Annotated in this window: 25 protein-coding genes and 1 riboswitch; of the genes, 11 read left to right on the top strand and 14 right to left on the bottom strand. The window is 72.8% G+C overall.

Annotated features, from left to right (window positions below; genetic code table 11):
- Positions 1-6: 6 nt before the first annotated feature.
- A complete protein-coding gene (locus BTM25_RS17935) occupies positions 7-1,455 on the bottom strand; it encodes an FAD-dependent oxidoreductase (protein WP_103564010.1) in 1,449 nt (482 codons plus the stop codon).
- A gap of 63 nt (positions 1,456-1,518) precedes the next feature.
- Here BTM25_RS17935 and BTM25_RS17930 point away from each other — a divergent pair, with 63 nt between their 5' ends.
- Complete coding sequence (locus BTM25_RS17930) at positions 1,519-2,088, top strand: TetR/AcrR family transcriptional regulator (protein ID WP_103564009.1); 570 nt, start codon at positions 1,519-1,521, stop codon at positions 2,086-2,088.
- Here the strand turns inward: BTM25_RS17930 and BTM25_RS17925 are convergent.
- Both BTM25_RS17925 and BTM25_RS17920 read right to left on the bottom strand, forming a co-directional pair.
- Complete coding sequence (locus BTM25_RS17925) at positions 2,060-2,944, bottom strand: alpha/beta fold hydrolase (RefSeq protein ID WP_103564008.1); 885 nt, start codon at positions 2,942-2,944, stop codon at positions 2,060-2,062. The genes BTM25_RS17930 and BTM25_RS17925 overlap by 29 nt on opposite strands.
- Before the next feature lie 21 nt (positions 2,945-2,965).
- A complete protein-coding gene (locus tag BTM25_RS17920; RefSeq protein ID WP_103564007.1) occupies positions 2,966-3,823 on the bottom strand; it encodes a helix-turn-helix transcriptional regulator in 858 nt (285 codons plus the stop codon).
- A 171-nt stretch (positions 3,824-3,994) separates the two neighbouring features.
- On the opposite strand from BTM25_RS17920, the gene BTM25_RS17915 reads away from it, so the two are divergent.
- Positions 3,995-5,017 (top strand): zinc-dependent alcohol dehydrogenase family protein, encoded by a 1,023-nt coding sequence (locus BTM25_RS17915; RefSeq protein ID WP_103564006.1) that lies wholly within the window; start codon positions 3,995-3,997, stop codon positions 5,015-5,017.
- Here BTM25_RS17915 and BTM25_RS17910 read toward each other — a convergent pair.
- Positions 4,995-5,498 (bottom strand): winged helix-turn-helix transcriptional regulator, encoded by a 504-nt coding sequence (locus BTM25_RS17910; protein ID WP_103564005.1) that lies wholly within the window; start codon positions 5,496-5,498, stop codon positions 4,995-4,997. The genes BTM25_RS17915 and BTM25_RS17910 overlap by 23 nt on opposite strands.
- An 87-nt stretch (positions 5,499-5,585) precedes the next feature.
- Between BTM25_RS17910 and BTM25_RS17905 the strand changes: the two genes are divergently transcribed.
- On the top strand, positions 5,586-6,179 hold the full coding sequence (locus tag BTM25_RS17905) for a dihydrofolate reductase family protein (RefSeq protein WP_103564004.1): 594 nt from the start codon (positions 5,586-5,588) through the stop codon (positions 6,177-6,179).
- Positions 6,180-6,196: 17 nt separating this feature from the next.
- Positions 6,197-6,574 carry a PPOX class F420-dependent oxidoreductase gene (locus BTM25_RS17900; RefSeq protein WP_103564003.1) on the top strand — a complete coding sequence of 126 codons (378 nt, stop codon included), beginning with the start codon at positions 6,197-6,199 and terminating at the stop codon, positions 6,572-6,574.
- On the opposite strand, the gene BTM25_RS17895 is transcribed toward BTM25_RS17900, so the two are convergent.
- From BTM25_RS17895 to BTM25_RS17885, 3 genes are read right to left on the bottom strand one after another with little or no spacing between them, the layout of a single operon-like run.
- A complete protein-coding gene (locus BTM25_RS17895; protein ID WP_103564002.1) occupies positions 6,543-7,340 on the bottom strand; it encodes an SGNH/GDSL hydrolase family protein in 798 nt (265 codons plus the stop codon). The two genes, BTM25_RS17900 and BTM25_RS17895, sit on opposite strands and share 32 nt — an antisense overlap.
- Positions 7,337-7,807: an Lrp/AsnC family transcriptional regulator gene (locus BTM25_RS17890; protein ID WP_103564001.1), complete on the bottom strand. Its 471-nt coding sequence runs from the start codon at positions 7,805-7,807 to the stop codon at positions 7,337-7,339. Before BTM25_RS17890 ends, BTM25_RS17895 begins: the two co-directional genes overlap by 4 nt.
- Positions 7,804-8,724: a DMT family transporter gene (locus BTM25_RS17885; protein WP_103564000.1), complete on the bottom strand. Its 921-nt coding sequence runs from the start codon at positions 8,722-8,724 to the stop codon at positions 7,804-7,806. Before BTM25_RS17885 ends, BTM25_RS17890 begins: the two co-directional genes overlap by 4 nt.
- A 259-nt stretch (positions 8,725-8,983) precedes the next feature.
- Between BTM25_RS17885 and BTM25_RS17880 the strand changes: the two genes are divergently transcribed.
- The 4 genes from BTM25_RS17880 (at position 8,984) to BTM25_RS17865 (ending at position 12,865) form a co-directional block, all read left to right on the top strand.
- Positions 8,984-10,087 carry a cytochrome P450 gene (locus BTM25_RS17880; RefSeq protein ID WP_103563999.1) on the top strand — a complete coding sequence of 368 codons (1,104 nt, stop codon included), beginning with the start codon at positions 8,984-8,986 and terminating at the stop codon, positions 10,085-10,087.
- A gap of 89 nt (positions 10,088-10,176) precedes the next feature.
- The gene (locus tag BTM25_RS30005) at positions 10,177-11,403 is read left to right on the top strand and encodes a TetR/AcrR family transcriptional regulator (RefSeq protein WP_205648135.1); all 1,227 of its coding nucleotides are present in this window, start codon (positions 10,177-10,179) and stop codon (positions 11,401-11,403) included.
- A gap of 87 nt (positions 11,404-11,490) precedes the next feature.
- The gene (locus tag BTM25_RS17870; protein WP_103563998.1) at positions 11,491-12,213 is read left to right on the top strand and encodes a maleylpyruvate isomerase family mycothiol-dependent enzyme; all 723 of its coding nucleotides are present in this window, start codon (positions 11,491-11,493) and stop codon (positions 12,211-12,213) included.
- A gap of 10 nt (positions 12,214-12,223) precedes the next feature.
- On the top strand, positions 12,224-12,865 hold the full coding sequence (locus tag BTM25_RS17865) for an MBL fold metallo-hydrolase (protein ID WP_103563997.1): 642 nt from the start codon (positions 12,224-12,226) through the stop codon (positions 12,863-12,865).
- A gap of 3 nt (positions 12,866-12,868) precedes the next feature.
- On the opposite strand, the gene BTM25_RS17860 is transcribed toward BTM25_RS17865, so the two are convergent.
- A complete protein-coding gene (locus BTM25_RS17860) occupies positions 12,869-13,747 on the bottom strand; it encodes a LysR family transcriptional regulator (protein ID WP_103564705.1) in 879 nt (292 codons plus the stop codon).
- A gap of 83 nt (positions 13,748-13,830) precedes the next feature.
- Between BTM25_RS17860 and BTM25_RS17855 the strand changes: the two genes are divergently transcribed.
- Complete coding sequence (locus tag BTM25_RS17855; RefSeq protein ID WP_103563996.1) at positions 13,831-14,634, top strand: SDR family NAD(P)-dependent oxidoreductase; 804 nt, start codon at positions 13,831-13,833, stop codon at positions 14,632-14,634.
- 1 nt (position 14,635) lies between these two features.
- Here the strand turns inward: BTM25_RS17855 and BTM25_RS17850 are convergent, their stop codons facing one another.
- From BTM25_RS17850 to BTM25_RS17840, 3 genes are all read right to left on the bottom strand, one after another.
- Entirely contained in the window at positions 14,636-15,472 is an 837-nt protein-coding gene (locus BTM25_RS17850) for a phosphoribosylaminoimidazolesuccinocarboxamide synthase (protein ID WP_103563995.1), read from the bottom strand.
- A 171-nt stretch (positions 15,473-15,643) separates the two neighbouring features.
- A complete protein-coding gene (locus BTM25_RS17845) occupies positions 15,644-16,240 on the bottom strand; it encodes a restriction endonuclease (protein ID WP_168212147.1) in 597 nt (198 codons plus the stop codon).
- A 95-nt stretch (positions 16,241-16,335) separates the two neighbouring features.
- Positions 16,336-17,226 (bottom strand): DMT family transporter, encoded by an 891-nt coding sequence (locus BTM25_RS17840; protein ID WP_168212146.1) that lies wholly within the window; start codon positions 17,224-17,226, stop codon positions 16,336-16,338.
- A 72-nt stretch (positions 17,227-17,298) separates the two neighbouring features.
- Between BTM25_RS17840 and BTM25_RS17835 the strand changes: the two genes are divergently transcribed.
- The gene (locus tag BTM25_RS17835; RefSeq protein ID WP_103563992.1) at positions 17,299-18,153 is read left to right on the top strand and encodes a LysR family transcriptional regulator; all 855 of its coding nucleotides are present in this window, start codon (positions 17,299-17,301) and stop codon (positions 18,151-18,153) included.
- Here BTM25_RS17835 and BTM25_RS17830 read toward each other — a convergent pair.
- Complete coding sequence (locus BTM25_RS17830; protein WP_103563991.1) at positions 18,150-20,009, bottom strand: HAD-IIIC family phosphatase; 1,860 nt, start codon at positions 20,007-20,009, stop codon at positions 18,150-18,152. The two genes, BTM25_RS17835 and BTM25_RS17830, sit on opposite strands and share 4 nt — an antisense overlap.
- Before the next feature lie 229 nt (positions 20,010-20,238).
- A riboswitch (cyclic di-AMP (ydaO/yuaA leader) is annotated at positions 20,239-20,359 on the top strand.
- Position 20,360: 1 nt separating this feature from the next.
- On the opposite strand from BTM25_RS17830, the gene BTM25_RS17825 reads away from it, so the two are divergent.
- Positions 20,361-21,440, top strand: coding sequence for a CHAP domain-containing protein (locus tag BTM25_RS17825; protein WP_103563990.1), 1,080 nt, complete (start codon positions 20,361-20,363; stop codon positions 21,438-21,440).
- 66 nt (positions 21,441-21,506) lie between these two features.
- Here the strand turns inward: BTM25_RS17825 and BTM25_RS17820 are convergent, their stop codons facing one another.
- On the bottom strand, positions 21,507-22,775 hold the full coding sequence (locus BTM25_RS17820; RefSeq protein WP_168212145.1) for an acyltransferase family protein: 1,269 nt from the start codon (positions 22,773-22,775) through the stop codon (positions 21,507-21,509).
- On the bottom strand, positions 22,775-25,186 hold the full coding sequence (locus BTM25_RS17815) for a glycosyltransferase (RefSeq protein WP_205648134.1): 2,412 nt from the start codon (positions 25,184-25,186) through the stop codon (positions 22,775-22,777). The genes BTM25_RS17820 and BTM25_RS17815 overlap by 1 nt, the downstream gene beginning before the upstream one ends.
- Positions 25,187-25,718 lie beyond the last annotated feature (532 nt).

Below are 25,718 nucleotides of genomic sequence, written 5' to 3'. Positions count from 1 at the left end.
TTTCGGTCAGCTCACTGTGGCCAGGTACGCGGTGACGGCCGTCGCGTCGGTGGTGCGCAGTCCGATGTGGCCGTCCGGGCGGACCAGGACGAACTCGTCGTCGAGTGCCTGGTAGGCGCTGCGTGCCGCCGCGTGCGGGTCGAGCAGGTCGGTGCCGATCGAGTAGGCGTTGACTCCCGCGACCTCGGGCAGTGGGCCGGCGCCGAACCGGTAGAGGGTCCAGTCGCCGCCGCGTTGCAGCTCGAACAGGCGCACCGGGCGTCCGTCGGGCCGGGAGCAGGTCGCGTCGGGGCTGCGGTCGCCCGGGTGGGGGCCGGCGCCGTCCCAGGCGGGGCTGAGCGGGCCGCCGCGATAGGTGATCCCGAGGCCGGACATCACGTCGAGGTCGGCGTCCTCGAACTTGGAGAAGCGCGTCAGCAGCTCCTTGGAGAGGCCGAGCACGGCCGCCGCCATCGGCAGTCGCTCCTGCTCGTAGGTGTCCAGCAGCGATTCCGGGGCGCCGTTGAGGACGGCGGCCAGCTTCCAGCCGAGGTTGATCCCGTCGTGAACGCCGGTGTTCATGCCCTGGGCGCCGGCCGGCGCGTGGACGTGGGCGGCGTCTCCGGCGAGCAGGACGCGTCCGACGCGGTAGCGGTCGACCATCCGCTCGTTGTAGCGCCAGCGCGAGGTCCAGAGGGCTTCGCGGAGGGTGACGGTTCCGGGGCCGTAGGCGTCGTCCACGAGCGCCTGGTAGGTGGCGAGCGTCGGCTTGACGTCGCCGTCGCTCTCGTTGATCTCGGCCTGGAGCACGAACGAGTCCGTCGCGGGCAGCGGCACCAGCGACAGGCGCTGACCGCCCGAGCGGCGCCGGGCGTGCCACCAGTCGCGGTCGACGCCGTCGAGGCGGAAGTCCCCGAGCAGCATCTGCTTCTCCTCGCGGGTCACGCCGAGGAACGACACGCCCGCGAGCTTGCGGACGGTGCTGGACCCGCCGTCCGCGCCGACCAGCCATCCGGCGCGCAGGCGCTCACCCGAGGAGAGTTCGACGGCGACGCCGTCGCCGCCGGGCCGCATGTCGGTCAGGCGCGTGCCGAACTCGACCCGGACGCCGTACGTCGTGAGCAGGTCACGCAGGGTTTCCTCGAGTCGCCACTGCGGAAGGACCATCGGACGGGCGAACGGCGTGGTCGGCGTCTGCTCGACGCCCTTGGTCATGTCGTGCTCGTGCGCGGTGCCGTCGGGGTCCACGTAGCGGATCACCAGGCGGGACCGTCCGGCGGCGAGCAGGCGCCGCGCCACGTCGAAGCCGTCCAGGAGTTCGAGCGTGCGCGGCTGGACGCCCTTCCCGCGGCTTCCGATCTGGGGTCCGGGCTGGGCGTCGACGAGGCGCACGCGCGCCCCCTTGCGGGCCAGTGCCGCAGCGGTGATCAGGCCTGTCGGGCCCGCTCCCACGATGAGTACGTCGGTGGTGGTCATATCGCCACCATACGCTAACACGTTAGGTTTTCATAACGCGTTAGTCTTTACTATCCTGGTCGGATGGATCCGAAGGCGGGGCGCCGGGAGCGCAAGAAGGCGGCGACGCGGAACCACATCGCGGAGGTCGCGCTGCGTCTCTTCGCCGAGCGCGGATACGACGAGGTCGGCATGCGGGACGTGGCGCGCGAAGCCGACGTCGCCGTGACCACCGTGTTCGCGCACTTCGCGTCCAAGGAGGCACTGGTCTTCGACCAGGACGAGCAGCATGAGGAACGCCTGGTCGGCGCCGTGGCGAACCGGCCCCCCGGCCGGTCGCTGATCGACGCGCTGCGCGCCGAGGCGCTGAGCGCGGCCCGGTGGTTCTCCGCGCCGGAATCCATCGCGTTCTGGACCCTGGTCGAGAACTCGGCCGCGCTGCGCGGCTACGCGTCCCGCATGCAGGCCCGGCACGAGCAGGCGCTCGTCGCCGCCATCGCCGCGGACCCCGAGGCCCCCGCCACCGCGACCGCCCGCCGCGCCCTCGCCCGCTTCGCGCTGGAGGCCTACTCCCTGGCCCGGCAGGCGGACGACCCTCTGGCCGCCGTAGAGGAGACCTTCGACCTCATTCAGAACGGCTTCGCGCCCCGGTAGCCGCGCGGCGCTCACGCCGGACGTTTCTTCGCGTGTGGTGCAGCAGGGCCGATACGAACGCATCCCATACGGGTTCGGGGACGTCGTGTCCGGCGCCTTCCAGGACCAGCAGGTCCGCGCCGGGGATCGCGTCGCGCAACGCCTCGCCGTGCGGGAGCGGCAGGAGCGGGTCGCGGTCGCCGTGGACGACGAGCGTCGGCGCCGCGATGTCGCCGAAGCCGCCGCGCACCAGGCCTTCGACGTCGATGACGTAGTGGTTGACCAGCGTGGACGCGTAGTTCCGCGCCCGCGCCACGTCGCGTTCGGCCAGGGCGCGCATCGCGGGCTCGTCGAAGTGGCCGCCGGCGCAGGCTTTCGCGCTTGCGACCACGTACCGGACGACCGCCGCCGTGTCCGAGGTGTCCGGCTCGTCCGGCATCTTCAGGTCGCTCGACGGCGGCGGGAGGTCGTCCGCGCCGGTCGAGGTCGACACGAACGTCAGGGACGCGACGCGCTCGGGGTAGTCCACGCCGAGGATGAGGCCGATCCCGCCGAACATCGACTGGCAGACCAGGTGGGCGCGTTCGATGCCCAGGACGTCCTGGATGCCGAGCGCGTCGCGGGCCAGGTCGGTGTACGAGTACGTCGGTGCGCCCGGGGGAGAGGCGGTCGACCGGCCGGTGTCGCGGTGGTCGTAGCGGACGACGTACCGTCCGCCCGCCGCGATGCGTTCGCACAACCGGGCGTCCCACCACAGCATCGAGGCGGACGACCCGGCGACGAGCAGGACGGCCGGGTCCGTCCGGTCCCCGAAGGTCTCGACGCACAGCTCGACGCCGTTGACGGTGTGCAGCCGCTCGCCGCTGGTGCCGGTCATGGTGGTCTCCTTGATCCCCGATCAGGGACGGTGTTCCTGAAGGTGGGTGGCGGCCCAGCTCGCCAGGAGGCGCAGGGCGTCCTCGCTGGGAGTGCCGGGCGCCGCGGTGTAGACGGTGAGGTGGAGGTTGTGGTCGGCGTGCAGCGCGATGGATTCGTAGTCAAGCGCGAGGTCGCCGACGGCCGGGTGGTGAAAGGACTTGGTGCCCGTGTGGTGGATGCGGACGTTGTGCTGCGCCCAGCGCGTCCGGAAATCATCGCTGCGGGTGGACAGCTCGCCGATGAGATCGGTGAGGTTGCGGTCGTAGGGGTCGCGTCCCGCTTCGGTGCGCAGGAGCGCGACCGTGATGTCGGCGGCGCTGTCCCAGTCGGTGTAGAAGTCGGCGGCGGCGGGATCCAGGAACTGGAAACGGGCGACGTTCGCGGGACTGGAACTCTGGAAGATCGGCGCGTACATCGCGCGGCCGAGCCGGTTGGCGGCCAGGACGTCCATGCGGCCGTTGCGGATCATCGCGGGCGCGTCGACCAGCGCGTCGATCAGCCGCTGGAGCCCCGGGCGGACCTTCGGCGCGGGCCGACGCCGCGGACGTGCCGGCGCGTTCGCCGCACGGGCGAGATCGAACAGGTGCGAGCGCTCGGCGTCGTCGAGGCGCAGGGCCCGCGCGACGGCGTCCAGGACGGTCTCGGACACGCCCGCCAGCCGCCCGCGCTCCAACTGCGTGTAGTAGTCGATCGACACCCCGGCGAGCAGCGCGACCTCCTCGCGGCGGAGGCCGGGGACGCGCCGGTTCGTCCCGTAGACGGGCAGCCCGGCCTGCTGCGGGGTGATCCTCGCCCGGCGTGAGGTGAGGAACTCGCGGATGTCGTCCCGGTTGTCCATGCCGTCCAGGCTACGAGCGGCGCGCCCGGCGAGGGGGGTGCCGACAACCCCTGGAACGACGGACTCTCCTCAACCGCCCGGTCGTGCGGGTTGCATGGACGGCGCCCGGATCGGGAAGGTCCGGGGCTCGCTCACCCGTCGAGCACCCGTCACCGAACGAGGAGGAGACTCATGCGCGGAGTGGTTCTGACCGGGCCCGGCGACGTGCGCGTCGAGGAGCGCGCGGACCCGCGGATCATCGAGCCGACCGACGCGATCATCCGCGTGACGGCCGCGTGCGTGTGCGGATCGGACCTGTGGCCCTATCGCGGCGTCGACAAGAGCGCCGGCCCGGCGCCGATGGGCCACGAGTACGTCGGCGTGGTCGAGGAGACCGGCGCGGACGTGCGGAACGTGAAGGCGGGGGACTTCGTCGTCGGGTCGTTCTTCGCCTCCGACAACACCTGCGAGATCTGCCGGGCCGGGTACCAGTCCCGCTGCGTGCACGCCGTACCGATCGGGGCGATCGGTACGCAGGCGGAATATGCCCGGATCCCGCTGGCCGACGGGACGCTCGTGGCCACCCCCGGACCCCCGGACGCCGACCTGGTGCCGTCGCTGCTGACCGCGTCCGACGTGCTCGGCACCGGCTGGTTCGCCGCCGTCGCCGCCGCCGCGGGACCCGGCCGGACGGTCGCGGTCGTCGGGGACGGCGCGGTCGGCCTGCTCGGCGTCCTCGCCGCGCGGGAGATGGGCGCGGAGCGGATCGTGATGTTCAGCCGGCACGCCGACCGGCAGAAGCTCGCGATCGACTTCGGCGCCACCGACGTCATCGCCGACCGCGGGGACGCGGGCGTCGCCGCGCTCAAGGACCTGCTGGGCGGGCTCGGCGCGCACGGCGTGATCGAGGCGGTCGGCACGCACGAGTCGATGATGCAGGCGATCCGGTCGACGCGTCCCGGCGGCCATGTCGGTTATGTGGGCGTGTCGCACGATGTGGAGCTGCCGGGCAACGAACTGTTCTTCGCGGCCGTCCACCTGCACGGCGGTCCCGCTCCCGTCCGCCGCTTCCTGCCCGAGCTGATCGACCTGATCTGGAGCCGGCGGATCGACCCGGGCAGGGTGTTCGACCTCGTCCTGCCGCTGGAGGAGGCGGCCGAGGCGTACCGGGCGATGGACGAGCGCCGCGCCGTCAAGTCCCTGCTTCGTCCGTGACGTCGGCGGGCGACGTCTCCTGCGGCGGCCGGCCGGACGCGCCGGGGCCGGGCAGCAGGTCGATGTCGCCCGCGTGCATCGGCGCCCCGCAGTGCGGGCAGCGCAGGTCCACGGTGCCGATCTCGCCGCATGCGCGGTGGCGGTAGAGCACAGGCGGCCCCGCCTCGCCCGCCAGCCATCTGTCACCCCAGCGCGTCATCACCATGAGCAGGTCGACCAGCTCGGTGCCCTTCGCCGTCAGGTGGTACTCGTAGCGCGGACGGGCGTCGTACGGACGGCGTTCCAGCACGCCCTGGCCGACGAGATGCGCGAGCCGCTCGGTCAGCACCTTGCGGGAGATCCCGAGATCGGCCTGGAGCTGGTCGAACCTGGTCATCCCGACCCAGACGTCGCGCAGGATCAGCGGCGACCACGGCTCGCCGATCACGTCGAGCGTGCGCGCGATGGAGCAGGCCATCGCCCCGAAGTTCGTGCGTTGCATGGGATCAGTCTAACTCTTGGGGTTCCCTTAGGGAACTTTGCTCTGCTACGGTCATGGAGTCTCTTCAAGGAACTCCAGGAGGACGGGATGAGCAAGGTCATGGCCGCGCACGCGGTCTCGGTGGACGGTTACATCACCGGCCGCGACGCCGGCCCCGGACGCGGGCTCGGCGACGCCGGGACGCTGTTCGACTGGTACTTCGACGGCGACACCTCCAGCGCCGTGTTCGACGGGTTCCGGCTGAGCGGGCCGAGCGCGCGGGTGTTCGACGCCCTCGCCGGCCGCGTCGGCGCCGTCGTCGCGGGCCGCGCCACCTACGAGGACTCCGACGGGTTCGGCGGCGCCAGTCCCCATCCGGGAGCGGCGCTGGTCGTCCTCGGCCACAGGCCGGTGCCTGGGATGTCCGACCGTCAGACGCTCGTGACCACCGGCGTCCGGGACGCGATCGCCGCCGCCCGCGAACTCGCCGGGGGCAAGGACGTCGGCCTGATGGGCGGCGGCGTCGCGACCGCGGCGCTGGCGGAGGGGCTGGTGGACGAGGTCGTCCTGCACCAGGTGCCCGTCCTGATCGGCGGGGGCCGCCGGTTCTTCCGGGAACTGCCCGCGCACGTCCGGCTGCGGCTGATCGAGGCCGTCCCGGCGCCCGGCGTCACCCACCTGCACTACGCCGTCGAACACTGACACCAAGGAGAAGAACCATGCTGAACCCCGACGTCCGCCGTGTCCTCGACGGCACCGCGCTGGCCCACCTCGCGACCGTCCTGCCGGACGGCGCTCCGCACAGCGTCCCGCTCTGGGTCGGGACGCACGGCGATCACATCGTCATCCTCACCGGCCCGCAGTCGCAGAAGGCGCGCAACCTGCGCCTGGATCCCCGCGTCGCGCTGTCCCTCACGCCGCCGGACGACCCGTTCCGGCCCGTGCTCGTGCGCGGCCGGGTCGTCGAATGGCTCGACGGCGACGCGGGCTGGGAGATCGTCGACCGCATCGCAATGAAGTACATCGGCCGTCCCTACGGGCGGGACGAGGAACGCGTCGTCGCCCTCATCGAGCCGGAGCGGCAGAGCGCCGGCTGACGTGGTCCACGACGAGACGGGCCACGGCCGCCATTCCGTCCGCGTTCGGATGGAACGGGATCGGTCCGCCGGCGAACGGAACACCGACGGTCAGTCCGGTCACCCACGGGTCGGACGTGCCCGCCTCATGGCCCTCGCCCGCCACCGACGCCCGGACGAGATCCGCACCGGTCGTCCGCGCAGCCTCCGCGAACGCCGCCGCCAGGGCCGTGGCGGCGGCGCGGAACCGGCGCGTCTCGTCGGCGTCCAGCGGCAGGCCGACGTCGTGCGCGGCGAGAATCGGAAGGTAGTCGACCAGCACGATCCGCGCCTCGGGCGCGCGTTCCCCGACGGCGGCCACGACGCGCGCCAGCGCGCCGGCCACCGCGGCGCACCGGTCCGTCGTCGGAATCGGCGGGATCCGTTCGCGCAGCCTGCGCTTCGGGAGGCCGGGGCAGCGGCGCAGCGCGGCGTTCGCCAGGGCGCGTCCGGTCAGCGTCCCGAGGTATCCCGCGTCGTTGCCGCCCGCCGTGATCGTCACGAGCCGGGTGTCGGCGGTGACGGCGCCGATCTGGGCGGGGAGCGTCCCGGCGATCGTGCGTTGCGGATCGGTCAGCAGATGATCGGTCGTCGCGCCCGACGCGGTGACGTCCGCGAGCGGCAGCGCCAGCGCCCGCGCCACCAGGTGCGGGTAGTTGCGCGCCGAGCGCAGCGCGCCGCGATGCGCCACCGGACGGATCCCCGGCCCGGCGGCGAACGAACTGCCCAGCGCGACGTAGGCCGTCACGGGCGGTCCGGCGCCGGGTCGATGTGCGGGGCCCGGACGTGCTCGTAGACCATCGAGGTCTGGACGTCCGCGACCTCGCGGCGTTCGGTGAGCCGGTCGATGACGAACGCGTACAGGCCGTCGGGATCGGGCACCGCGACATGGATGAGGAAATCGCTCGAACCGCTGGTGACGAACAGCCCGATCGTCTCGGGGAGCGCCGCCGCCCATTCCCGGAAACCCTCGATCACCCTCCTGGACGGCGGACGGATCCGCACCGCGATCAGCGCCTGCACGGGCCGTCCGATCGCCGCCAGATCGAGTTCGGCGCGGTAGCCGCGAATGACGCCTCGCTCCCGCAGCGCGCGGACGCGTTCCAGCGCGGTCGACGGCGACACGCCCGCCGCCGCCGCGAGGTCCCGGTTCTTCGCCCGCGCGTCCTTCTGGAGAGCGCGCAGGAGCCTGCGGTCGGTCGCATCCACTTTCATATCCGGGACCCATCGTCGGACAAGACGTCAACGCGTGAGCGTAGCGTTCCGCCGGTGACGGCGACGGCGAGGCCGCCGAGCAGCAGCGCCAGCCCCGCGCCGGACGCGGCCGTCATCCGCTCGCCCAGCACGGTCAGGCCGAGGACGGCGGCGACCAGCGGCTCGGCCAGGCTCAACGTCCCCGCCGTGCTCGCCGGCACCCGCTCCAGGCCCGCGACGAACAGCAGGTAGGCCGCCGCCGTCGCGGCCACGCCGAGCCAGGCCAGCAGCGCCAAGGTCGGGCCGTCCAGCAGCGCGTGCGGACGGGCCGCGAGCGCCGGGCTGATCGCCAGCCCGCCCGCCAGCAGCGTCGCGCTGACGGCGGCGGACATCGGGACGCGCCGCTCGGTGAGCCGCTTGGCCGCCACGGTGTAGAGGCCGTAGCAGGCGCCGGAGACGATGCCGAGGACGATCCCGGCGGTGTCGACGCGTCCGGCGCCCGGCGCGAGCAGCAGCGCGCAGCCCGCGACGGCGCCGAGCGTGCCCGCCGTCCAGCCCGGGCCCGGCCGGTCGCCGCCGAGCAGCCGGGCGAGCGCGCCCGTCGCCACCGGCGCCGTGCCGAGCGCGATCGCCGTGGCGAGGGCGGCGCCCGTCCGGCTGACCGCGAACATGAATCCGGCCTGGTAGACGGCGGTGGCGAGGGCGGCGAGCAGCAGCCACGGCCACACGTCGCGCCTGGCGAGCGGCGAGAGACCGGCGCGCGAGCGCGCGGCGACGAGCGCGAGGATCAGGCCGCCGACCAGGATCCTCGCGGCGCCGAGCGCGACGGGGTCGGCGCCGGTGTCCGCCCAGACCTGCGCGGGACCCACGGTGCCCCACAGGACGGCGGCGGCCAGCACGAGCGCGGCGCCTTTCGGCCGGGCGTCAGGTCGTCTCATGCCCGCGACCCTAGGAAAGGACCGACGATAATGCGACGGACGATGAATTGTGTTCGGCCGCCCCGGTCGTTATGGCAAGGCTGCCAAATATCGTTCGGCCATCCCGTCGTATCGCCGAACTTTTAGCAGTTCTGCTCCGATGGCCGGACGGGCGGTCCACGATGTGGACTAGGGGTACTCAACATACGACTTCACTGACATCCTGAGGGCGAGTCAGAACCAGCCATTCGGTAGTCGCCAATCCTCATGAGGAGCGTCGGTGCCCGACCAGCCGAACGTCGATCTGACGGACCACGAGCAGTTCCGCCGGCTGCGGCGGACCGACCCCGTCCACTGGAACCCCGGGACCGGCGCCTGGTCGATCACCCGCCACGCCGACATCCGCGCGGTGGCCGCCGACCACGACACGTTCGCCTCGGCCGCCGAGGGCGGCGGCGGGCCGGACGGGCTGCGGCGCCTGGTCGTCCCGTACTTCCGGCCGTTCGAGGCGGCGGAGCTGGCCGCCGAGACGCGCGGGATGATCGACGCCCTCATCGACGTCCTGCCGGACGGGGAGCCGTTCGACTTCGTCTCCGCCCTCGCCGCCCGGCTGCCGCTGCTGGTACTCGGCCGCCTGGTCGGCGCGCCCGCCGAGGACTGCGAGGACCTGCTCGCCTGGACGAACGCGCTCGCCGCCGAGGACGCCGCTCCAGAGCCCGCCGCGCATGCCCGCGACGCGCTGTGCGGCTACTTCCGCGACCTGGAGGACGACCGCCGCCGGTCGCCGCGTGAGGACATCGTCACCGCGCTCACCAGGGCGGAGGTCGACGGCGTCCCGCTGGCCCGCGACGAGCTGGACGCCTACTATCCGCGTCTGCTCGTCGCCGGGCACGAGACGACGCGCAACCTGCTCGCCGGCGGCATGGTCGCGCTGCACCGCCACCCGGACGAATGGACGGCCGTCGTCCGCGACCCGTCCCGCGTCCCCGCCGTGGTCGAGGAGATGGTCCGCTGGACGTCGCCGGTCCTGTCGATGGGCCGCACGGCCATCTGCGACGTCGAGCTGCACGGCCGCCGCATCCGCGCCGGCCAGCGGGTCGTCCTCTGGTTCTGCTCCGGCAACCGCGACGAGACCGTCTTCGCCGACCCCGACCGCTTCGTCGGCGACCGCGCACCGAACGACCACCTGGGCTTCGGCTGGGGCGCCCACGCCTGCCTGGGCGCCCCGCTGGCCCGGCTCCAGACCCGCCTGTTCCTGGAGTACCTGGTCGAACGCGGCCTGCGCGTAGAACCCGTCGCCGCCCCGACCCGCTCGCCGTCCGGCACGATCGAACACCTCCCGTCCCGCCTGCTCAAAGAACCCCAACCGGCCGCACGCCCCTGACGTGACTCGCGCCCGCGCTCCCGCCTCCCGCTGAAAACTATAACAGCTCCAGAAGTGAAGTCGTTCCGAACTTCGGCTACGATCGGAGCATGACCGAGGTTCCCGCGGGTCGCCGCGAGCGTAAGAAGGCCCTGACCAGGCAGAACATCGCCGACGCGGCGCTGGCGTTGTTCCGCGAACGCGGCTTCGACCGGGTGAGCGTCCGCGAGGTCGCCGAGGCGGCGGACGTGTCGATGAGCGGGCTGTTCCAGCACTTCCCGAGCAAGGAGTCGCTGGTCTTCGGCCGCGAGGAGGATCAGCGGGACGGGCTGGTCGCCGCCGTCCGCGACCGCCCGGAGGGAACGGACGTCCTCACCGCGCTCCGGGCCTGGCTGCTCGCGCAACCGATGTACGCCGGGACCGGTGACGCCGAACGGCGCGCCGTGCTCGACCTCGTGTCCGGCACCGCGTCGCTGCGAGAGCACGCCGCGCTGATGTGGACGGCGCGGGAAGAGGCGCTCGCCGCCGCCGTCGCCGAGGCGGGACCGGAGGTCCCCGGAGCCGGGGTCGCCGCCCGTGCCCTGTCCCGGTTCGTCCTGGACCGGGCGGTTCCATGGGACGGCGATGCGCCGCTCGGCGCCGTCGAGGCGACGTTCGCCCTGCTCGCCGAGGGCTGGGAGAACAGACATACGGAGCCAGCACGCCCGTCCCGGGCGGCCGTCCCGGGCCCTGACACGGCCGAACCCGGGCCGCCGGGCCTGCGCGAACGTAAGAAGGCCGCGACGCGCCGGTCCCTCGCCGAGACCGCGCGGCGGCTGTTCGCCGAACGCGGCTTCGAGGACGTGGGCGTGCGCGAGGTAGCAGAGGAGGCGGGCACCTCGGTCGCGACGCTGTTCTCCTACTATCCCGACGGCAAGGTGAGTCTGGTCTTCGGGGAAGAGAAGCAGGTCGCGGAGTTGGTCGCCGCCGTTCGCGACCGTCCCGGCGACCGGACGGTCCTGGACGCGCTGCGCGGCTTCCTGATCGACCGGTGTCCAGGCGAAGTCGATCCGTCCCCGCTCGTCCGGGAACTCGCGCAGATGGTGCGCGAGACCCCGGAGCTGCGCGCCTACCGGCGGCGCCTGTGGACGTCGGGACAGGCCGAGCTGGCCGGGGCCGTGGCGGCGGCGGCCGGACTCGAACCCGGCGACGTCGAGGCGGGGACGCTCGCCCGCTGCGTCCTGCAGATCCCGGATCTCACCTTCGCAGAGCAGGACCCGCGCGCCGCCGTGGACATGGTCTTCGGTCTCCTGCGCGTGGGCTGGCCGGCCTGCCTGGAGGCGCCGCACGGTCGTTGATCAACGAGCAGGGGTCCCGCGGAGCGGCGTCGGACGTGCCCGCTACCTTGGCGGGACCGGCCCGTCCATCGTGCACCAGGAGAACACATGGCACCCGAACCCGTACCGCCGTCCCGGTCCCTGGCATGGCTCCGGACGGGCACCGACCATCTGTCCGCGCACGTCGCCAAGATCCCCGAGGACCGGCTGGACGGCCTCATCGCCCTGCCCGGCTGGACGGCCGCGCACCTCCTGACGCACCTCGCGCGCAACGCCGACGCCCTCGGCAACCTGGTCGAATGGGCGACGACCGGCGTGGAGACGCCGATGTACCCGGGCGGCCCGGCGCAGCGCGCCGCCGACATCGAGAGCGGCGTGCACCGGGAGCCGCGCGCGATCCTGGCGGACTTCGCCGACTCGGCCGTCCGGCTGTCGGCCCGGCTGGACGCCCTGCCGGACGAGGCGTGGACGCGCACCGTCCACACCCCGCAGGGCGACGCGATGCCCGCCGCGGTGATCCCGTGGCTGCGCGTCCGGGAAGTGTGGATCCACGCGATCGACCTGAACACGGGCGCGACGTTCGCCGACCTCCCCGGCGACCTCGCGACGACGCTGCTGGACGACGTCGTCTCCCGGCTCGCCGCGCAGCCCGACTGCCCGGCGCTGATCCTGCGTCCGGGTACGGGAACGGCGCTCGTCACCCGTCCGGACGCCGCCGACGCGGCCGAGGTGGCGGGCACGACCGCCGCGCTGCTCGGCTGGCTGACCGGACGGACGACCGGTGCCGGCCTCGGCCCGGAACCGCTGCCGGACCTGCCCACCTGGCTCTGAGGAGGACTCGGTGAACATCACCCATTTCGGCCATGCCTGCGTGCTGGTGGAGCTGGACGGCGGCGGCCGCCTGCTCCTGGACCCCGGCACCTACTCCGGCGGATTCGAGGAGGTCACGGGGCTCGACGCCGTCCTGTTCACGCACGAGCACCCCGACCATCTGGACCTCGGCCGCCTTCCGGCGCTGCTCGAGGCCAACCCCGGCGCCCGCGTGATCGCCGACCCGGGGACGAGCGCGCGGCTCGGCGAGGCGGCCATCGAACACGAGACGGTGACCGACGGCGCCACCGTGTCCGTCGCGGACGCCCCGGTCCGGGTCGTCGGCGGCGACCACGCCGTCATCCACCCGGACCTGCCCTGCCCGCACAACAACGGCTACCTCATCGACGGCGTCCTGTACCACCCGGGTGACGCCTTCGCGCCGCCGCCCGCCCCGGCCCGCGTGCTCCTGCTGCCGACCGGCGCCCCGTGGATGAAGGCCGCCGAGGGCATCGACTATCTGCGCGCCGTCGCCCCCGAGATCGCGATCCCGATCCACCAGGGCGGACTCGCCGAGGTCCACCGGCAACTGCACTACCAGCTCTTCCGCAACCTCGGCCCGGACACCGCGGACGTCCGCGTCCTGGACGAAGGAGCCGCCACCGCGATCTGACCGTCAGGGGGCCAGGGAGCGGACGACGTCGGCGAAGGCCCGGATGAGGGGGGTGTCGGCGTCTTCGGGCCAGGCGAGGGCCACGCGCAGGGGCTCGGCGTCCAGGAGCGGTATCCAGGCCAGGTCCGGACGGGTGTAGTAGTGGGCCATGCTCGCCGGGGCGAAGCAGATCGCGGCGCCGTCCGCGACCTGTTCGAGCATCTCCTCGACGTTGTCGTTGGTGGGGCCCCAGCGGGGCTCGCGGCCGTCGGGGCGGGGGTTGATCGCCCACCAGTCCACCCAGGCGCGCGGCGCGCGTTCGGTCCACATCAGCGGCTCATCGCCGAGTTCGGTGACGGACACGCCCTCCCGGCCGGCGAGGCGGTGGGTCGCGGCGCAGCCCACGATGCGCGGTTCGGTGTGGACGATCTCGGCGTGCAGGCCGGTGAGGTCGGCGGGCAGCCAGACGAACGCGACGTCCACCCGGCCCTCGCGCAGCGCGTCCGCCTCGCCGGACCAGTCGAACCGTTTCGGGCGCACGCGCACGTCCGGGTGCAGCCGCGCGAACTCGGCGCGGGCCCGGGTGGTCAGTTCGCCCGCGCCGGTCGCCTCGAAGCCGAGGCGCAGGACGCCCGTCCGGCCGGTCCGGTGGCGTTCGGCGGCGGCCGTGACCCGCTCCGCCTGGCGGACGGTGCGGCGTGCCTCGGCGATCACGTCGCGGCCCGCGGCGGTGGGCGTGACGCCGCCCGCGTGCCGGTCGAACAGGCGGACGCCGAGTTCGGACTCCAGTTTCCGGAGCGCGTAGGACAGGGCGGGCTGGCTGACGAACAGCGTCGCGGCGGCGCGGCCGAGATTGCCCTCGTCCGCGATGGCGGTCAGGTAGCGAAGCACGCGCAGCTCCATCCCGTCGATCATAAAGGGCGTTTATCGAACGACCGGAAAACGGTCTTGGACGCCGCACCGGCGTTCCTGGGATAACGGACGGCATGGAAAACCGCGTATGGCTCATCACGGGGGCGTCGTCGGGGTTCGGCCGCGCGATCGCGCGCGCCGCGCAGGCGGCGGGGGACACGGTCGTCGGAGCGGTCCGGGATCCGGCGGCGCTGGACGATCTGGAGACCGTCCGGCTGGACGTCACCGATCCGGCCGCCGTCGAGGCCGCCGTCGCCGAGGTCGTGGCACGGCACGGACGGATCGACGTCCTCGTCAACAACGCGGGCCGCAGCCAGATCGGGGCGGTCGAGGAGACCACCGACGCCGAGCTGCGCGCCCTCATGGAGCTGCACTTCTTCGGCCCGGCGGCGCTCGTCCGGGCCGTCCTGCCGCACATGCGGGCTCGGGGGAGCGGCGCGATCGTGCAGATGAGCAGCATGGGCGGGCAGCTCTCGTTCGCCGGGTTCGGCGCGTACTCGGCGACGAAGTGCGCTCTGGAGGGCTTCTCGGAGGCGCTCGCGGAGGAGGTCGCGCCGCACGGGATCAAGGTGCTGATCGTGGAGCCCGGCGCGTTCCGGACGTCGCTGTTCGGTGGACGCCTCTACCGATCGGCCCCGATGCCCGAGTACGCGGACACCGTCGGGAAGACGCGCGAGATGGCCGCCACGTCCGACGGGAAGCAGCCCGGCGACCCGGCCAAGGCCGCCGCCGCGATCCTCGCCGCGCTGGACGGCGACACGCCGCTGCGCCTGCCGCTCGGCGACGACGCCGTGGACGCGCTGGTCGCCCACGCCGACGCCGTCCGCGCCGAACTGCGCGCGTGGGAGCCGGTGGCGCGGGCGACGGCGTTCGACTGACTCAGGACTCCCAGCGCCGCCCGGTCAGGGTCTCGAACACCTCGACGTAGCGGGCGCGGGTCGCGGCGACGACGTCCGCGGGGATCTCCGGGCCGGGCGGCGTGCGGTCCCAGCCGGTGACGGTGGACGACCAGTCACGGACGAACTGCTTGTCCAGCGAGTGCTGGGAACGTCCCGGCTGCCAGTCGTCCGCCGGCCAGAACCGGGAGGAGTCGGGCGTCAGCACCTCGTCGGCCAGGACGAGCGTGCCGTCGGGGGCGCGGCCGAACTCCAGCTTGGTGTCGGCGATGATGATGCCCCGCTCCGCCGCGATCGCCGCGCCGCGCCGGTAGACGTCGAGGGTGACCTCGCGGAGGCGTTCGGCGGTCTCGGCGCCGATCTCCTCGACCACGTCGGCGTAGGTGATGAACTCGTCGTGCCCGACGGTCGCCTTCGTGGTCGGGGTGAAGATCGGCTCGGGCAGCCTCGACGCCTCGACAAGGCCGGACGGGAGCCGGACGCCCGACACCGTCCCCGTCTTCTCGTACTCCTGGAGACCGAGACCGGCGAGATGACCGCGGGCGATCCACTCGACGGGCAGCATCTCCAGGCGGCGGCAGCGGATCGCGCGCCCGGCCCACTCGTCCGGCACGTCCGTCGCGGAGATCACGTGGTTGGGGATGACGTCGGCGAGCCGGTCGAACCACCACAGCGAGAGCTGCGTGAGGATCTTGCCCTTGTCGGGGACCGCGGTGGGCAGCACCACGTCGTAGACGCTCACCCGGTCGGACGCGACCAGAATCAGGTCATCGCCGTCCGCGTACACGTCCCGGACCTTGCCCGAGTGGACCAGCTCCACTGTTCACCCCTGCTCGCTCGTCGATCTGAGCCAACGTTAGCGCTAGGGCCGCCCGCCCCCGCGGCCCGCCTCCGGGCGCGCGGCGGCTCGGGCTGTTTCGCGGTGGCGGGACGGCCTCGCCCATTTCGCCAATGATTCCGGTGTGAAGAGCGCGCTGCCCGTTCCCGCATTTCACAGGTCGAACGGGCGGCCGTTCATCCAGCGGGCCAGGTCGGCGCGGTTCATCAGGAGGATTCGCCCGGCGGCCTCGTCGACGGCGGGCGCGGTGAAGTCGGCGTTCGTCACGAGAACGCCGACGCGTCCCGCGTAAGTGCCGTGGATCGCGCCGATCAGATTGCGGACGCGGTCGGAGCCGACCTTTTTCTGCTGGCGTTTGCACTGGACGGCGATGCGCCGTCCGTCGGGGGCGGTGGCGAGGACGTCCACGCCCCGGTCGCCCGCGCGGCCGACGACCTCGACGGATCTGAATCCGTCGCGGCGGAGCAGGTCGGCGGTGAGGAACTCGAAATCGGTGCCGCTCATGACGTCCACGCGGTCCAGGTGGGCGATTTCGAGCAGCCGTTCCCGGCGCAGCCGCGCCTCCCGGCGGCGGATGAGGACGAGGGAACCGCCGCCCAGGCCGGCGACCGCCGCCGCGACGACGATCGTGAGGAAGAGCCGCCAGTGCGTCATGGCGAGGAAGACGCCGAACGCCGTGACGAGTCCCGCGCCCGTCCAGAGTGACGCGAACGCTGCGGTGGACCGGCCGGGACGGGAGGGCGCTGACACCGAGGGACCTCCAGGGGGAAGGCGATCCCCTCGATTTTTCAAGGTCATCACGGGATGGGTCGGCCGGTTCGGAAAAGTGACCGCTAACGGACGAGTCAGTGCCTTGTCCGGGCGGTTCTCCGGCCGTCCGAAATTGCGGCGCGCGCGGCCGGGCGGCGGGACACGGCGACGACGGCGGCGAGCACGAGCGCCAAACCGGCGGGTGTGCCGCGCCCGATCGGTTCGCCGCGGAAGACCGTTCCCCAGAGGAGCCCGAAGAACGGCACGAGGAACGTGACGCTCAGCGCTCCCGTCGCGCCGATCCGCTCGACGAGCCGGAAGAACGCCGCGAATCCGAGGGCCGTGCAGACGAGCCCGAGCGCGACGACCGAGGCCGCGACGCCGAGTCCGGGCGCGTGCCGGGGCGGGAAGCAGACCGCCGGCGGGGCCAGACAGAGCGCCGCCCCGAGCTGCTGCCCGGCCGCCGTGCCAAGCGGATCCGTGTTCCGGAACTGTGCCTCCGCGTACACGCCGCCGAGCGCGTACGCCAGGGAAGCGAGCAGGCTCGCCGCGACGGCCAGGAGGAACCCCGCGTCCACCCGCTGCGGCCCGAGGCCGACCAGCACGGCGACGCCCGCGATCCCGAGCACGATCCCCGCCCCCTCGCGCACGGACGGCGCCCGCCGCTCCCGCGCGGCCGTCACGAGCACCGAGAACAGCGGCGTCGTCGCGTTGAGCAGGGCCGCGAGCGAAGCGGTGAGCCGCAGTTCGGCCGCGCCGATGAGCGTGAACGGCACGGCGGCCGTCAGCGCGCCGAGCAGCAGGAATTTCCGGGACGGACGCGGAGGCCGCCGCAAGACCGCGCACGCGAGCGCCAACGCGAGACCCGCGAGCACGACACGCGCCTCGATCATCCCCACCGGCCCGAGCACCGGCACCGCCTGCCGCATGAAAAGGAATGACGCGCCCCACACCGCTGCCACGAAAATCATCAGAACAACACTCATGCACCCGGTGATAAGGCACCCTGAAATCATGAGGCAAACAAAAGAGCTTCATTTGCGCCATGAGGCGCGCTCATGAACCTGGCCCAGTTGCGCGCGTTGCGTGCCTTGGACGAGGCGGGCAGCGTCACCGGCGCCGCCGATCTGCTCGGCGTCACGCAGTCGGCGGTCAGCCACGCCCTGACCTCGCTGGAGACCGAACTCGGCACGCGCCTCGCCGTCCGCGACCGCGCCGGCTGCCGCCTGACCGACGCGGGCCGCCGCGCCCTGCCGCACGCGACGGCGGCGTTGCGGCACGTCGCGCGGCTGGCGGAGGAGACGGCGGCGGCGTCCGGCGTGGTGCGCGGACGGCTCCGCGTCGGCACCCTCCCGAGCGCCGCCCGGGTGCTGGCCCCGCTCGTCCGCGCGTACCGCGACCTGCATCCGGACGTCGAGACGATCTTGCTGGAGGGCACCGACGACGAGGTGAGCGCCTGGCTGGCCGCCGCCGTCGTCGATCTCGGCGTCGTGACCGCGCCGGCCGGGACGATCGCCGTGCCGCTGGCCGCGGACGCGTTCGTCGCCGTCATGCATTCCGCGCATCCGCTGGCGACAGAGGCGAAAATCAGCCTGGACGACCTGGCGGACGATCCGTTCCTGATTTCCGACGGCGGATGCGAAACGCTCGTCCGCCGCCTGCACCGCGAGCGCGGTGTGCCTTACAAGCCCGTTCACCGAGTACGGGAAATGGCGACGCTGCTGGCCCTCGTCCGCGAGGACATCGGCGTTTCCCTGGTGCCCTCGCTCGCGCTCCCGGAAAGGCCGGACGGAATAGCGCAGGTCCCGCTCGCCCCGACGGCTCCGCGCATCCTGCATCTGGCGGCGCACGACCGTCCGGGCCCCGCCGCGCGCGCGTTCCTGCGCACGGTGCGGCGGGGCGCGGGCGGCTAGCGGCCGGTCCCCGCGAGCAGATCGTCCAGCCGCAGGTGGGACGGTGTGTCCGCGATGTCCGCGAGGTCGTGGACGAACACCGACGCGCCGTCCTCCTCCCCGGCGGCCGTGAACCCGTTCCGCTGGTAGAAGTCGCGCACCCGCGTGTTCTTCGGCGACGGACGGTACGTCCCGCGCACCCGCTCCGCCCCGGCGGCGGACGCGTAGCGCAGCACCGCCGACAGGCACGCCTGCTCGATGCCGCGCGAGAACACCCGGCAGCTCAGCAGGAAGTTCTCGACCGACAGCACCGGCCCGTCCCAGCGGAGGAAGATCGCTCCGACCACGCCGTTGGAGCCGAAGCGATCCTCGGACCGCACGGACAGCACCCGCGCGTCCGGGTCGTCGAGCCGCGCCCGCACGTCGGCGGGCTGCAACCGCTCGGTCGTCAGGTTGAACTGGTTGGTGCGCAGCGTGATCTGCGAGAGGCGCGGGACGCCGGCGTCGTCGGCCGGCTCCAGCCGCACCTGGACGTCCAGTTCGTCCAGATAGTCCTGGAGGGAATCGAACGTGTCGAGGAAGTCCTTGCGGGCCAGGTCCTCGCGGTAGCGGCCGGAGCGCTGCCGGTCCTCGGCGGTCAGCTCCCGCACGTCGAACCAGCCGTCGGCGAGCAGCCGCCCGAGGTGCAGCGCGGGCTCGGTGTCCAGCGCGACGACCGCGACGCCCGGCAGCGCGTGCCGCACGAGCCCGCACTCGAACGAGCTGTCGTCCACGAACACGAACGCGTCCGTGCTGAGATTCAGATCCTTGGCCAGCTCGGCGAGATTGTCATGCTTCGGACGCCAGTTCGCCACGACGCGCACGAAATCATCTTCGCGCAGCGCCATCTCCGGATGGTCGCGCAGCACCTCCCGGACGGTCTCGGCGTCGTTCTTGCTGACGGCCGCGAGCAGCACGCCCTGCCCGGCGATCTGCTTCACCGCGTGCTGGAACGCCTGGAACGCCTTGCCCCGGTAGCCGCCCGCGACCTCGATGCCCTCGATGCCGTCGTCGCCGAGCACGCCGCCCCACAGCGTCCCGTCCAGGTCCACGACCAGGGCCTTCTTGGTGCGTCCCGTCAGGTTGCGGGCGAGGTGGCCGACCTCGCGGGCGTAGCGGGCGAGCAGGTCGGGCGACAGGTGCAGGCCCGTGTAGACGCCGAGCCGCGCGTCGTCGGCCGCGATCCCCTCGGCGAGCAGCGGGTCCACGTCGATGGTGACCACGCGGTCGTGCGTCTGGGCGAGGCGCAGGAGCTCCGAGCAGGCCGTCCGCCACGCGATGCCGAGGCGTGCGCGCGACCGGTAGTCCACGAGCTGCGCCGTGAACCGCGACGGCAGCGGCGGCGTGTTCAGGACGAGCGTCGCGCGCGTGGTCTCGGTGAACCGCTGCGCCAGCGACTCGATCAGCCGGACCTTGGCGCGCAGGGCGTCCTCGACGTCGGCGGCCGTCCACGGCGACGGCAGCTCGTCGAACACGATCTCCGGGTCCAGCAGGCACAGGACGACGTCCGGGTCGGCCGCGTAGATCGGGCTCTCCGGGTCGGACAGCTCAAAGACATAGCCATCGAAATCACCCGTGGTGAACCGGCCGAGCAGCCCGTGCCGGGCCAGTTCGGCGGCGACGGCCGGGACGAGCGGCCCGAGCGTCCCGTGCCCGGTGACGGCGACCGACAGCACCGGGACGTCCGGATGCTCGGCCAGCACGGCGACGGGGTCGAGCCGGGCCAGCACCTGTCCGGCGCGGCGCAGCGTGTCGGGGTCGGCTCCGGCCAGGAGCCCGCGGACGGCCGGGTACTCGGCGGCGAGCCGTCCCGCCCGGTGCAGTTCGGTGACGCTCATACCGGTCCTTTCGGTGTGCCGGTCCCACTCGTCACCGATCATCGGCGGGTCCGCTAAAGCCGACCTAGAGTGCCGCGAAGGCGGCAAGCGGGGCGCTGAGCTGCGACAACACGGCCGCAGGGCATTGCGATCAGCGGGAACGTCCTCTACCTTGCTCCATTACGGCCCGTGACACGCTCCTCTCCCGGGGGAGCGCGGGCCGACCGCCGAGTCCCGGCCGGGCGCCCGCCCCCCACGTCCGCCGGGAACCGGGGAACCACCTGTTCCCGGGGTGAATCCGCCGCGCGCGGTAGGGCCTGCTCCTGGTCCGAACCCGTCAGCTAACCCGGTAGGCGGCGCCGAGGAGAGCCGATGACCGATCACATAGGCGAGAAACTGCTCAAGGTCGCCAAGAAGGAACTCGGGTACCACGAGAAGTCCGGCGGCTACACCAAGTACGGAGACTGGTACAGAAGCAATGTCGGCGGTGGGGACGACTACTTCAGCACCGCGCCCTGGTGCGACATGTTCATCGCGTGGGCGGCGCACGAGGCCGGGGTCGTGGACCGGGTCGGCCAGTTCGCGTCCACGATCGAGCACGCGACCTGGTTCAAGGAGCAGGGCGCGTGGGGGACGCGGCCGGAGCCCGGCGCGATCGTTTTCTACTCGTTCAGCGGGTCCCGGAGCATCGACGGGATCAGCCATGTGGGGATCGTGGAGAGCGTGAAGGGACGGACTCTCCACACCATCGAGGGCAACACCGACGGCATCTACCTCAAACGCAAGACCCGCGACTTCAGCGACGTCGTGGGCTACGGGTACCCGGCGAAGGTGAAGGACGGCGCGTACATTGCGCGGCACTCCCGTCCGGAGCCCGCCGCAGCGACGGTCGCGACCGTGCAGCGGAACGTTCCGAAACACGACGAGCCCCTCATCTCCCAGGACGGCCTGCTCGGCGGCCTGCTCGCGGTCGCGGTGTGCGGGACGGTCGCGCTGGCGGCGGGCCGTGCGCTGGCGGCGCGCGTCCCGGCCGAGGCGCCGATCCGGGTGCGGCGGCGCGGCAGGCACCACCGCGCGCTGCTGCCGATGCTCGCCGCCGCGGCCAACGCGGACGCCGCGATGCCGGACGTCGCCGAGGCCGTCGAAGTCGAAGAGCCGTCGAAGCGGCGCAAACGGGGCAAGCACCACCGTCCGGCGCGTCCGCTGGGCCTGGTCGGACGCCGGCGCGGCCGGCACCACCGCGTGACGCTCCCGGCTGACATCACCCCGGCCGACCTGGACTTCGCCGAGTCCGTGACGGCAGTCATGCCCGCCGTGACGGCGGCGGTCGCCGCCGAGGCCGAGGACCGCGAGTTCTGGAACCGCGTCTCGCACTTCGCCGACGACGCCGACCTGGCGTTCTGGGACGGCGTCCACGCCGAACTCGGCTCGGCCCAGCCCAGCCGTCAGTAGGCAGACGGGAAACGGCGCGCGTCCGGTCACCGTGACCGGACGCGCGCCGTTCCCCGCGCAGTGGGATCAGCGGTCGTAAGGAGCGGGCTGGTTGATGGCGGGGTAGAAGTCGCGGCTTCCCCGGGTCGGATGGCGAAGGCGCCGGAGCAGCGCCGAGGGGTATTCGATGAGCCAGTAGCTGAGCGTCGCGGCGGGCAGCACGGCGGCGAGCAGGATGACGAACGTCACCGGGAACGCGGACTGGCTCGTCGGGATCAGCCCCGCCCGGCCCAGCGTGATCATGATCGGTTCGTGCCACATGTACACGCTGTAGCTGACGAGCCCGATCGCGGTGAGCACCCGCGAGCGCAGGAGCCGGTGCCACGCGTTGTCGCCCGACCCGTGGACGGTCGTGTAGATCAGCGCCGTCCACAGCACCGCGCAGATCGGGTGGTAGAAGATCGCGAACGGGCCTTCCGGCGTGGTGGCCAGGTACGTCAGCAGCACCAGCGCGGCCGGGACGGCCAGCCGCAGCAACCGCGCGGCGGACGGCCCGAGCCGTCCCCGGTCGCCGAGCCCGACCATCACGACGGCCAGGAGCATCCCGGCGCCGAACGCGTGGAAGCGCGCCTGCGGCCCGAAGTAGGCGGGCCATTCGGTGACCGGGATGTGCAGGCCATAGCGCGCGACGGCGAGCCAGAGCACGGGCCCGACGTACAGCGCCAGGCAGCCGGCGGCGCAGATCATGATCCGCCGTGAGCGGTCCTCGACCCGCGCGCACGACCGCGCGGCCAGCGGGCCGAGCAGGACGAGCGCGCCATAGAACATGATCTCCAGCGACATCGACCAGGACGGGCCGATCGTGTAGAAGATCCGCTTCTGGTCGAAGACCTGGGTGAACGTCAGGTGCTCCAGCAGGTCGCGCCAGTCGCCGGGCAGCCGCGGGTTCCGCGTCGCCCAGATGAACAGGATCGCGCACCAGTACAGCGGCAGGATCCGGACGGCCCGCCGGAACAGGAACGACTTCGCGGGCTGGGAGTTCGTCCTGTCGATCGCGGCACGGGCGTACGACAGCGTCAGCAGATACGCCGACAGGACGAAGAAGAGGTCGACCACCTCGAACGACAGCATCGCGGCCAGCAGGCGGTTGTGCACAGGCGGGTGGGCGCCGTCCGGCCCGTAGCGGGTGTAGTGCTGCCAGACGTGGAACAGGATGGTGCTGATCGCGGCCAGCCCGCGGTAGCCCTCCAGCTCCCGGACCCGTCCGCCGCTCGGCGCGCCCTCGGGCGGGTGCTTGGGGAGTTCGGGCGCGCGCGCCGAGGGCACCGGACGCGCGACGCCGTTCAGCGCCGCCACTAGTCGTCGCTCCGCGCCGTCCGCGGGGTGACCCGCCACTGCCGGACGCCCAGCAGTTCCTTCAAATGGGCGTTGCGCGCGACCTGGTTCTTGAAGTGGCCGTAGAACAGTGCCGACATGACCAGGTACAGGAAGAACCAGGACCGTCGTTTCTTCACGACGGGCGCGGCGAGGCGGTACGCGAACGCCGCTTGGATCGGTCCTGTCGCGACGGTGAACAGGGTCGCCAGCAGGAACAGCGGCACGGCCCAGTTGAGACGGTCGACGCCCCCGACCCGCCACACCGAATAGATCAGGATCGGCAGCATCTGGAGCGTCAGCCACGGCTGCACCTCGCGCCAGCCGAGCAACATGAAGAACCCGAACCGCTGGCGCGCGGTGAACCGGCGGGAGAACAGCAGTGAGCGCAGGTATTTGCGGGATACCTGCGACCACCCCTGCGCCCACCGCGACCGCTGGTGCCAGAGCGCGCGCAGCGTCGTCGGCGCGAGTTCGCGGGAGACCAGCTCGCGGTCCGAGGCGATCTTCGCGCCCGACTGGAGGGCGCGCATCGTGGAGTCGATGTCCTCGGTGAGCATCGCGCCGTGCATGCGGGTGGACGCGAGAAGTTCCGTCCGCCAGAAGCCGTTCGAGCCGCCGAACAGCCCGAACTGGAACATCCGCGCGCGGCCCGGGTGGCTCACCGCGTAGATCGCCTCGAACTCGACGGCGACCATCCGCGCCACCCACGAGCTGTGGCCGTTGCGCGGCGCGCAGTGCCCCTGGACGATGTCGTAACCGTTGGACAGCCAGTTCCACGCCAGCCGGAACGCGGCCGGGTGCGGGTGGTGGTCGGCGTCGAAGATCCCGACGAACTCGCCCCTGACCTGCGTGATCGCCGCGTTGAGGTTCTGCGCCTTGGACGTGCTGCCCGGCACCGGCAGCAGCACGAGCCGGGGGTCGCGGCGGGCGATCTCGCGCAGCGCGTCTTCGACGGGCAGCGGACGCGGCGTGTTGTAGGCGAGCACGATGTCCAGTTGGCCCGGATAGTCCACACGCAGGAACGACTCGACCGTGTCCACGATCGTCGCGGCCTCGTTCGGCAGGTACGCGCAGATGATCGCGCTCGCCGGCGGGTACGGCGCGCCGGGCGCGGCCGGACGGGGCACCGAGTCCAGCGAGTACAGGCACTCCAGGACGACCAGGGCCGCCGCGAGGACGAGCGCCCCGGACACGACCCAGTACATGAGCGGCCCGGCGTCCCACCCGATCTGCTCCAGCAGGACGTAGCCGGCGAGCGGCACGCCGACGCCGAGCAGCAGCATCAGCACCGGCGACAGGACGGGCATCAACGCCCCCGCGAACGCCTGCAACGGTCTTCGCCGGTCCGGGTCGCCGCGCATCCACGGCTCGTACCGGACGGGCTGCAGGTCGCGGTGGCGCGCCGCCTCGGCCGCGGCGTTCGCGGCCCGCTCCAAGATGGCGGCGTGGTCGCCGCTCCCGGCGAGCGGCGCCCACCCGATCAGCGGCGTGAGCAGGACGTTCTCGTTCGCGACGACGAACCGCGTCCCCGCGACCGCGTCGGCGAACTCGCGCAGGTCGTGCTCGGCGGTGTGCGCGTCCACGCCGGGCAGCAGCATGAGGAGCTGCCCGCCCTCGTGCCAGCCGAACCGGTCGCTGGCGCGGCCGAGGCGTTCGGCGACGCTCGCCATCCGCTCGGCGACCTCGCGGCGCGCCCGGGAGCCGAGCCGCGCCTCCAGCGCCTCCATCTCGGCGACCTGGACGACCGCGACGACGCCGCTGCGCGGGCCCGGTTCGGGGCGCTGCAGCTCGCGGTCGACCTCGTCCAGGAAGTGCTGGCGCGAGTACAGGCCGGTGCCGAGGTCCATCGGCAGGTGCTCGACCGGGACCGGCACCCGGCGCAGCTTGGCCTCGACGCGGGCGAGCAGTTCGCCCGGGTCGGACGTGTCGTGGACGCAGTCGTCGGCGCCGCTGCGCAGCTCGGCGACGACGCCCTCCGGGCCGGGCACGGCGGTGACGACGACGAGCGGCGCGGCGCGTCCGGCCGGGACCTGGCGGACCTCGCGGACGAGTTCGTCGCCGCCGTCCTCGCCCGCGAGCGCCACGACGGCGTCCGGGGCGGCCATCTGGACCTGGCGGCGGACGTCGCCCGGCACGGCGTGCTGGACGTGGTGGCCGCCTTCGAGCAGCGCCTCGCACACGCGGTCGAGCCGCGGCCCCGGCGGGCCGACGGCCAGGACCTGGGCGCTGGTGTGGGGGGCCGTCCGGATCCGCGAGCGGGGGGACGGCGGCGGATCCGGAACGGCCCGGATCTTCGGGGGCGGGACGGGCGGGACCGGTTGGACCGGTTCAACGGGCGGTGCTGCGACGGGGGCGGGCAGGAACGGTGAATCGGGCTGGGCGGGGGGCACGGTGAAACTCCTTCGCTGCTGGGAGAAGGCGGCGAATAGTCCGCCATCGTTCCCGACCCGTCCGGAGAAGGCATCATGCTTCATTGAGTCATTTGCTCTGCCGCTTCACCTGGCGGTAACAATCCCGCACGTTCCGTCACGGAAATCGGAGGGCGTGCGCCGCTTTCCGGCCCGTCCGTCACGCAGCGTGATCTTCGCGGTGGTCGCGCAGGTCGCGTCGCATGCGCGCGACGTCCGCGCCGCCCGCCGGACGGTCTCGGTCCGGCGGACGCCGGTTCGTCCGGCAGGACCCGCGCGCCGAAACTGCTCCCGTCCGCCGCGTTGGAGCCGCGCGCCGACGCCCGGCCGGGCTGCGGCTCACCGAGCCGGCGGACGGCCTCGGTATCGAGCGCTCCGACCCGATCCATTGCTCGGCAGCAAGGACCGCCTGCTCGGCGAGGCGGTGGAAGCCGGTTCCGCGCGGCGCACACGCTGGTCCGCGTCGCGGAACTTTCCGAAGCCGCCGAACTCGTCCTGCGGAACGCGCTCTTGC

The organism is Actinomadura rubteroloni (genome assembly GCF_002911665.1).
GTDB lineage: Bacteria > Actinomycetota > Actinomycetes > Streptosporangiales > Streptosporangiaceae > Spirillospora > Spirillospora rubteroloni.
The sequence above is the reverse complement of the archived record's forward strand: the minus strand, read 5'-3'. Positions and strand labels throughout refer to the sequence as shown.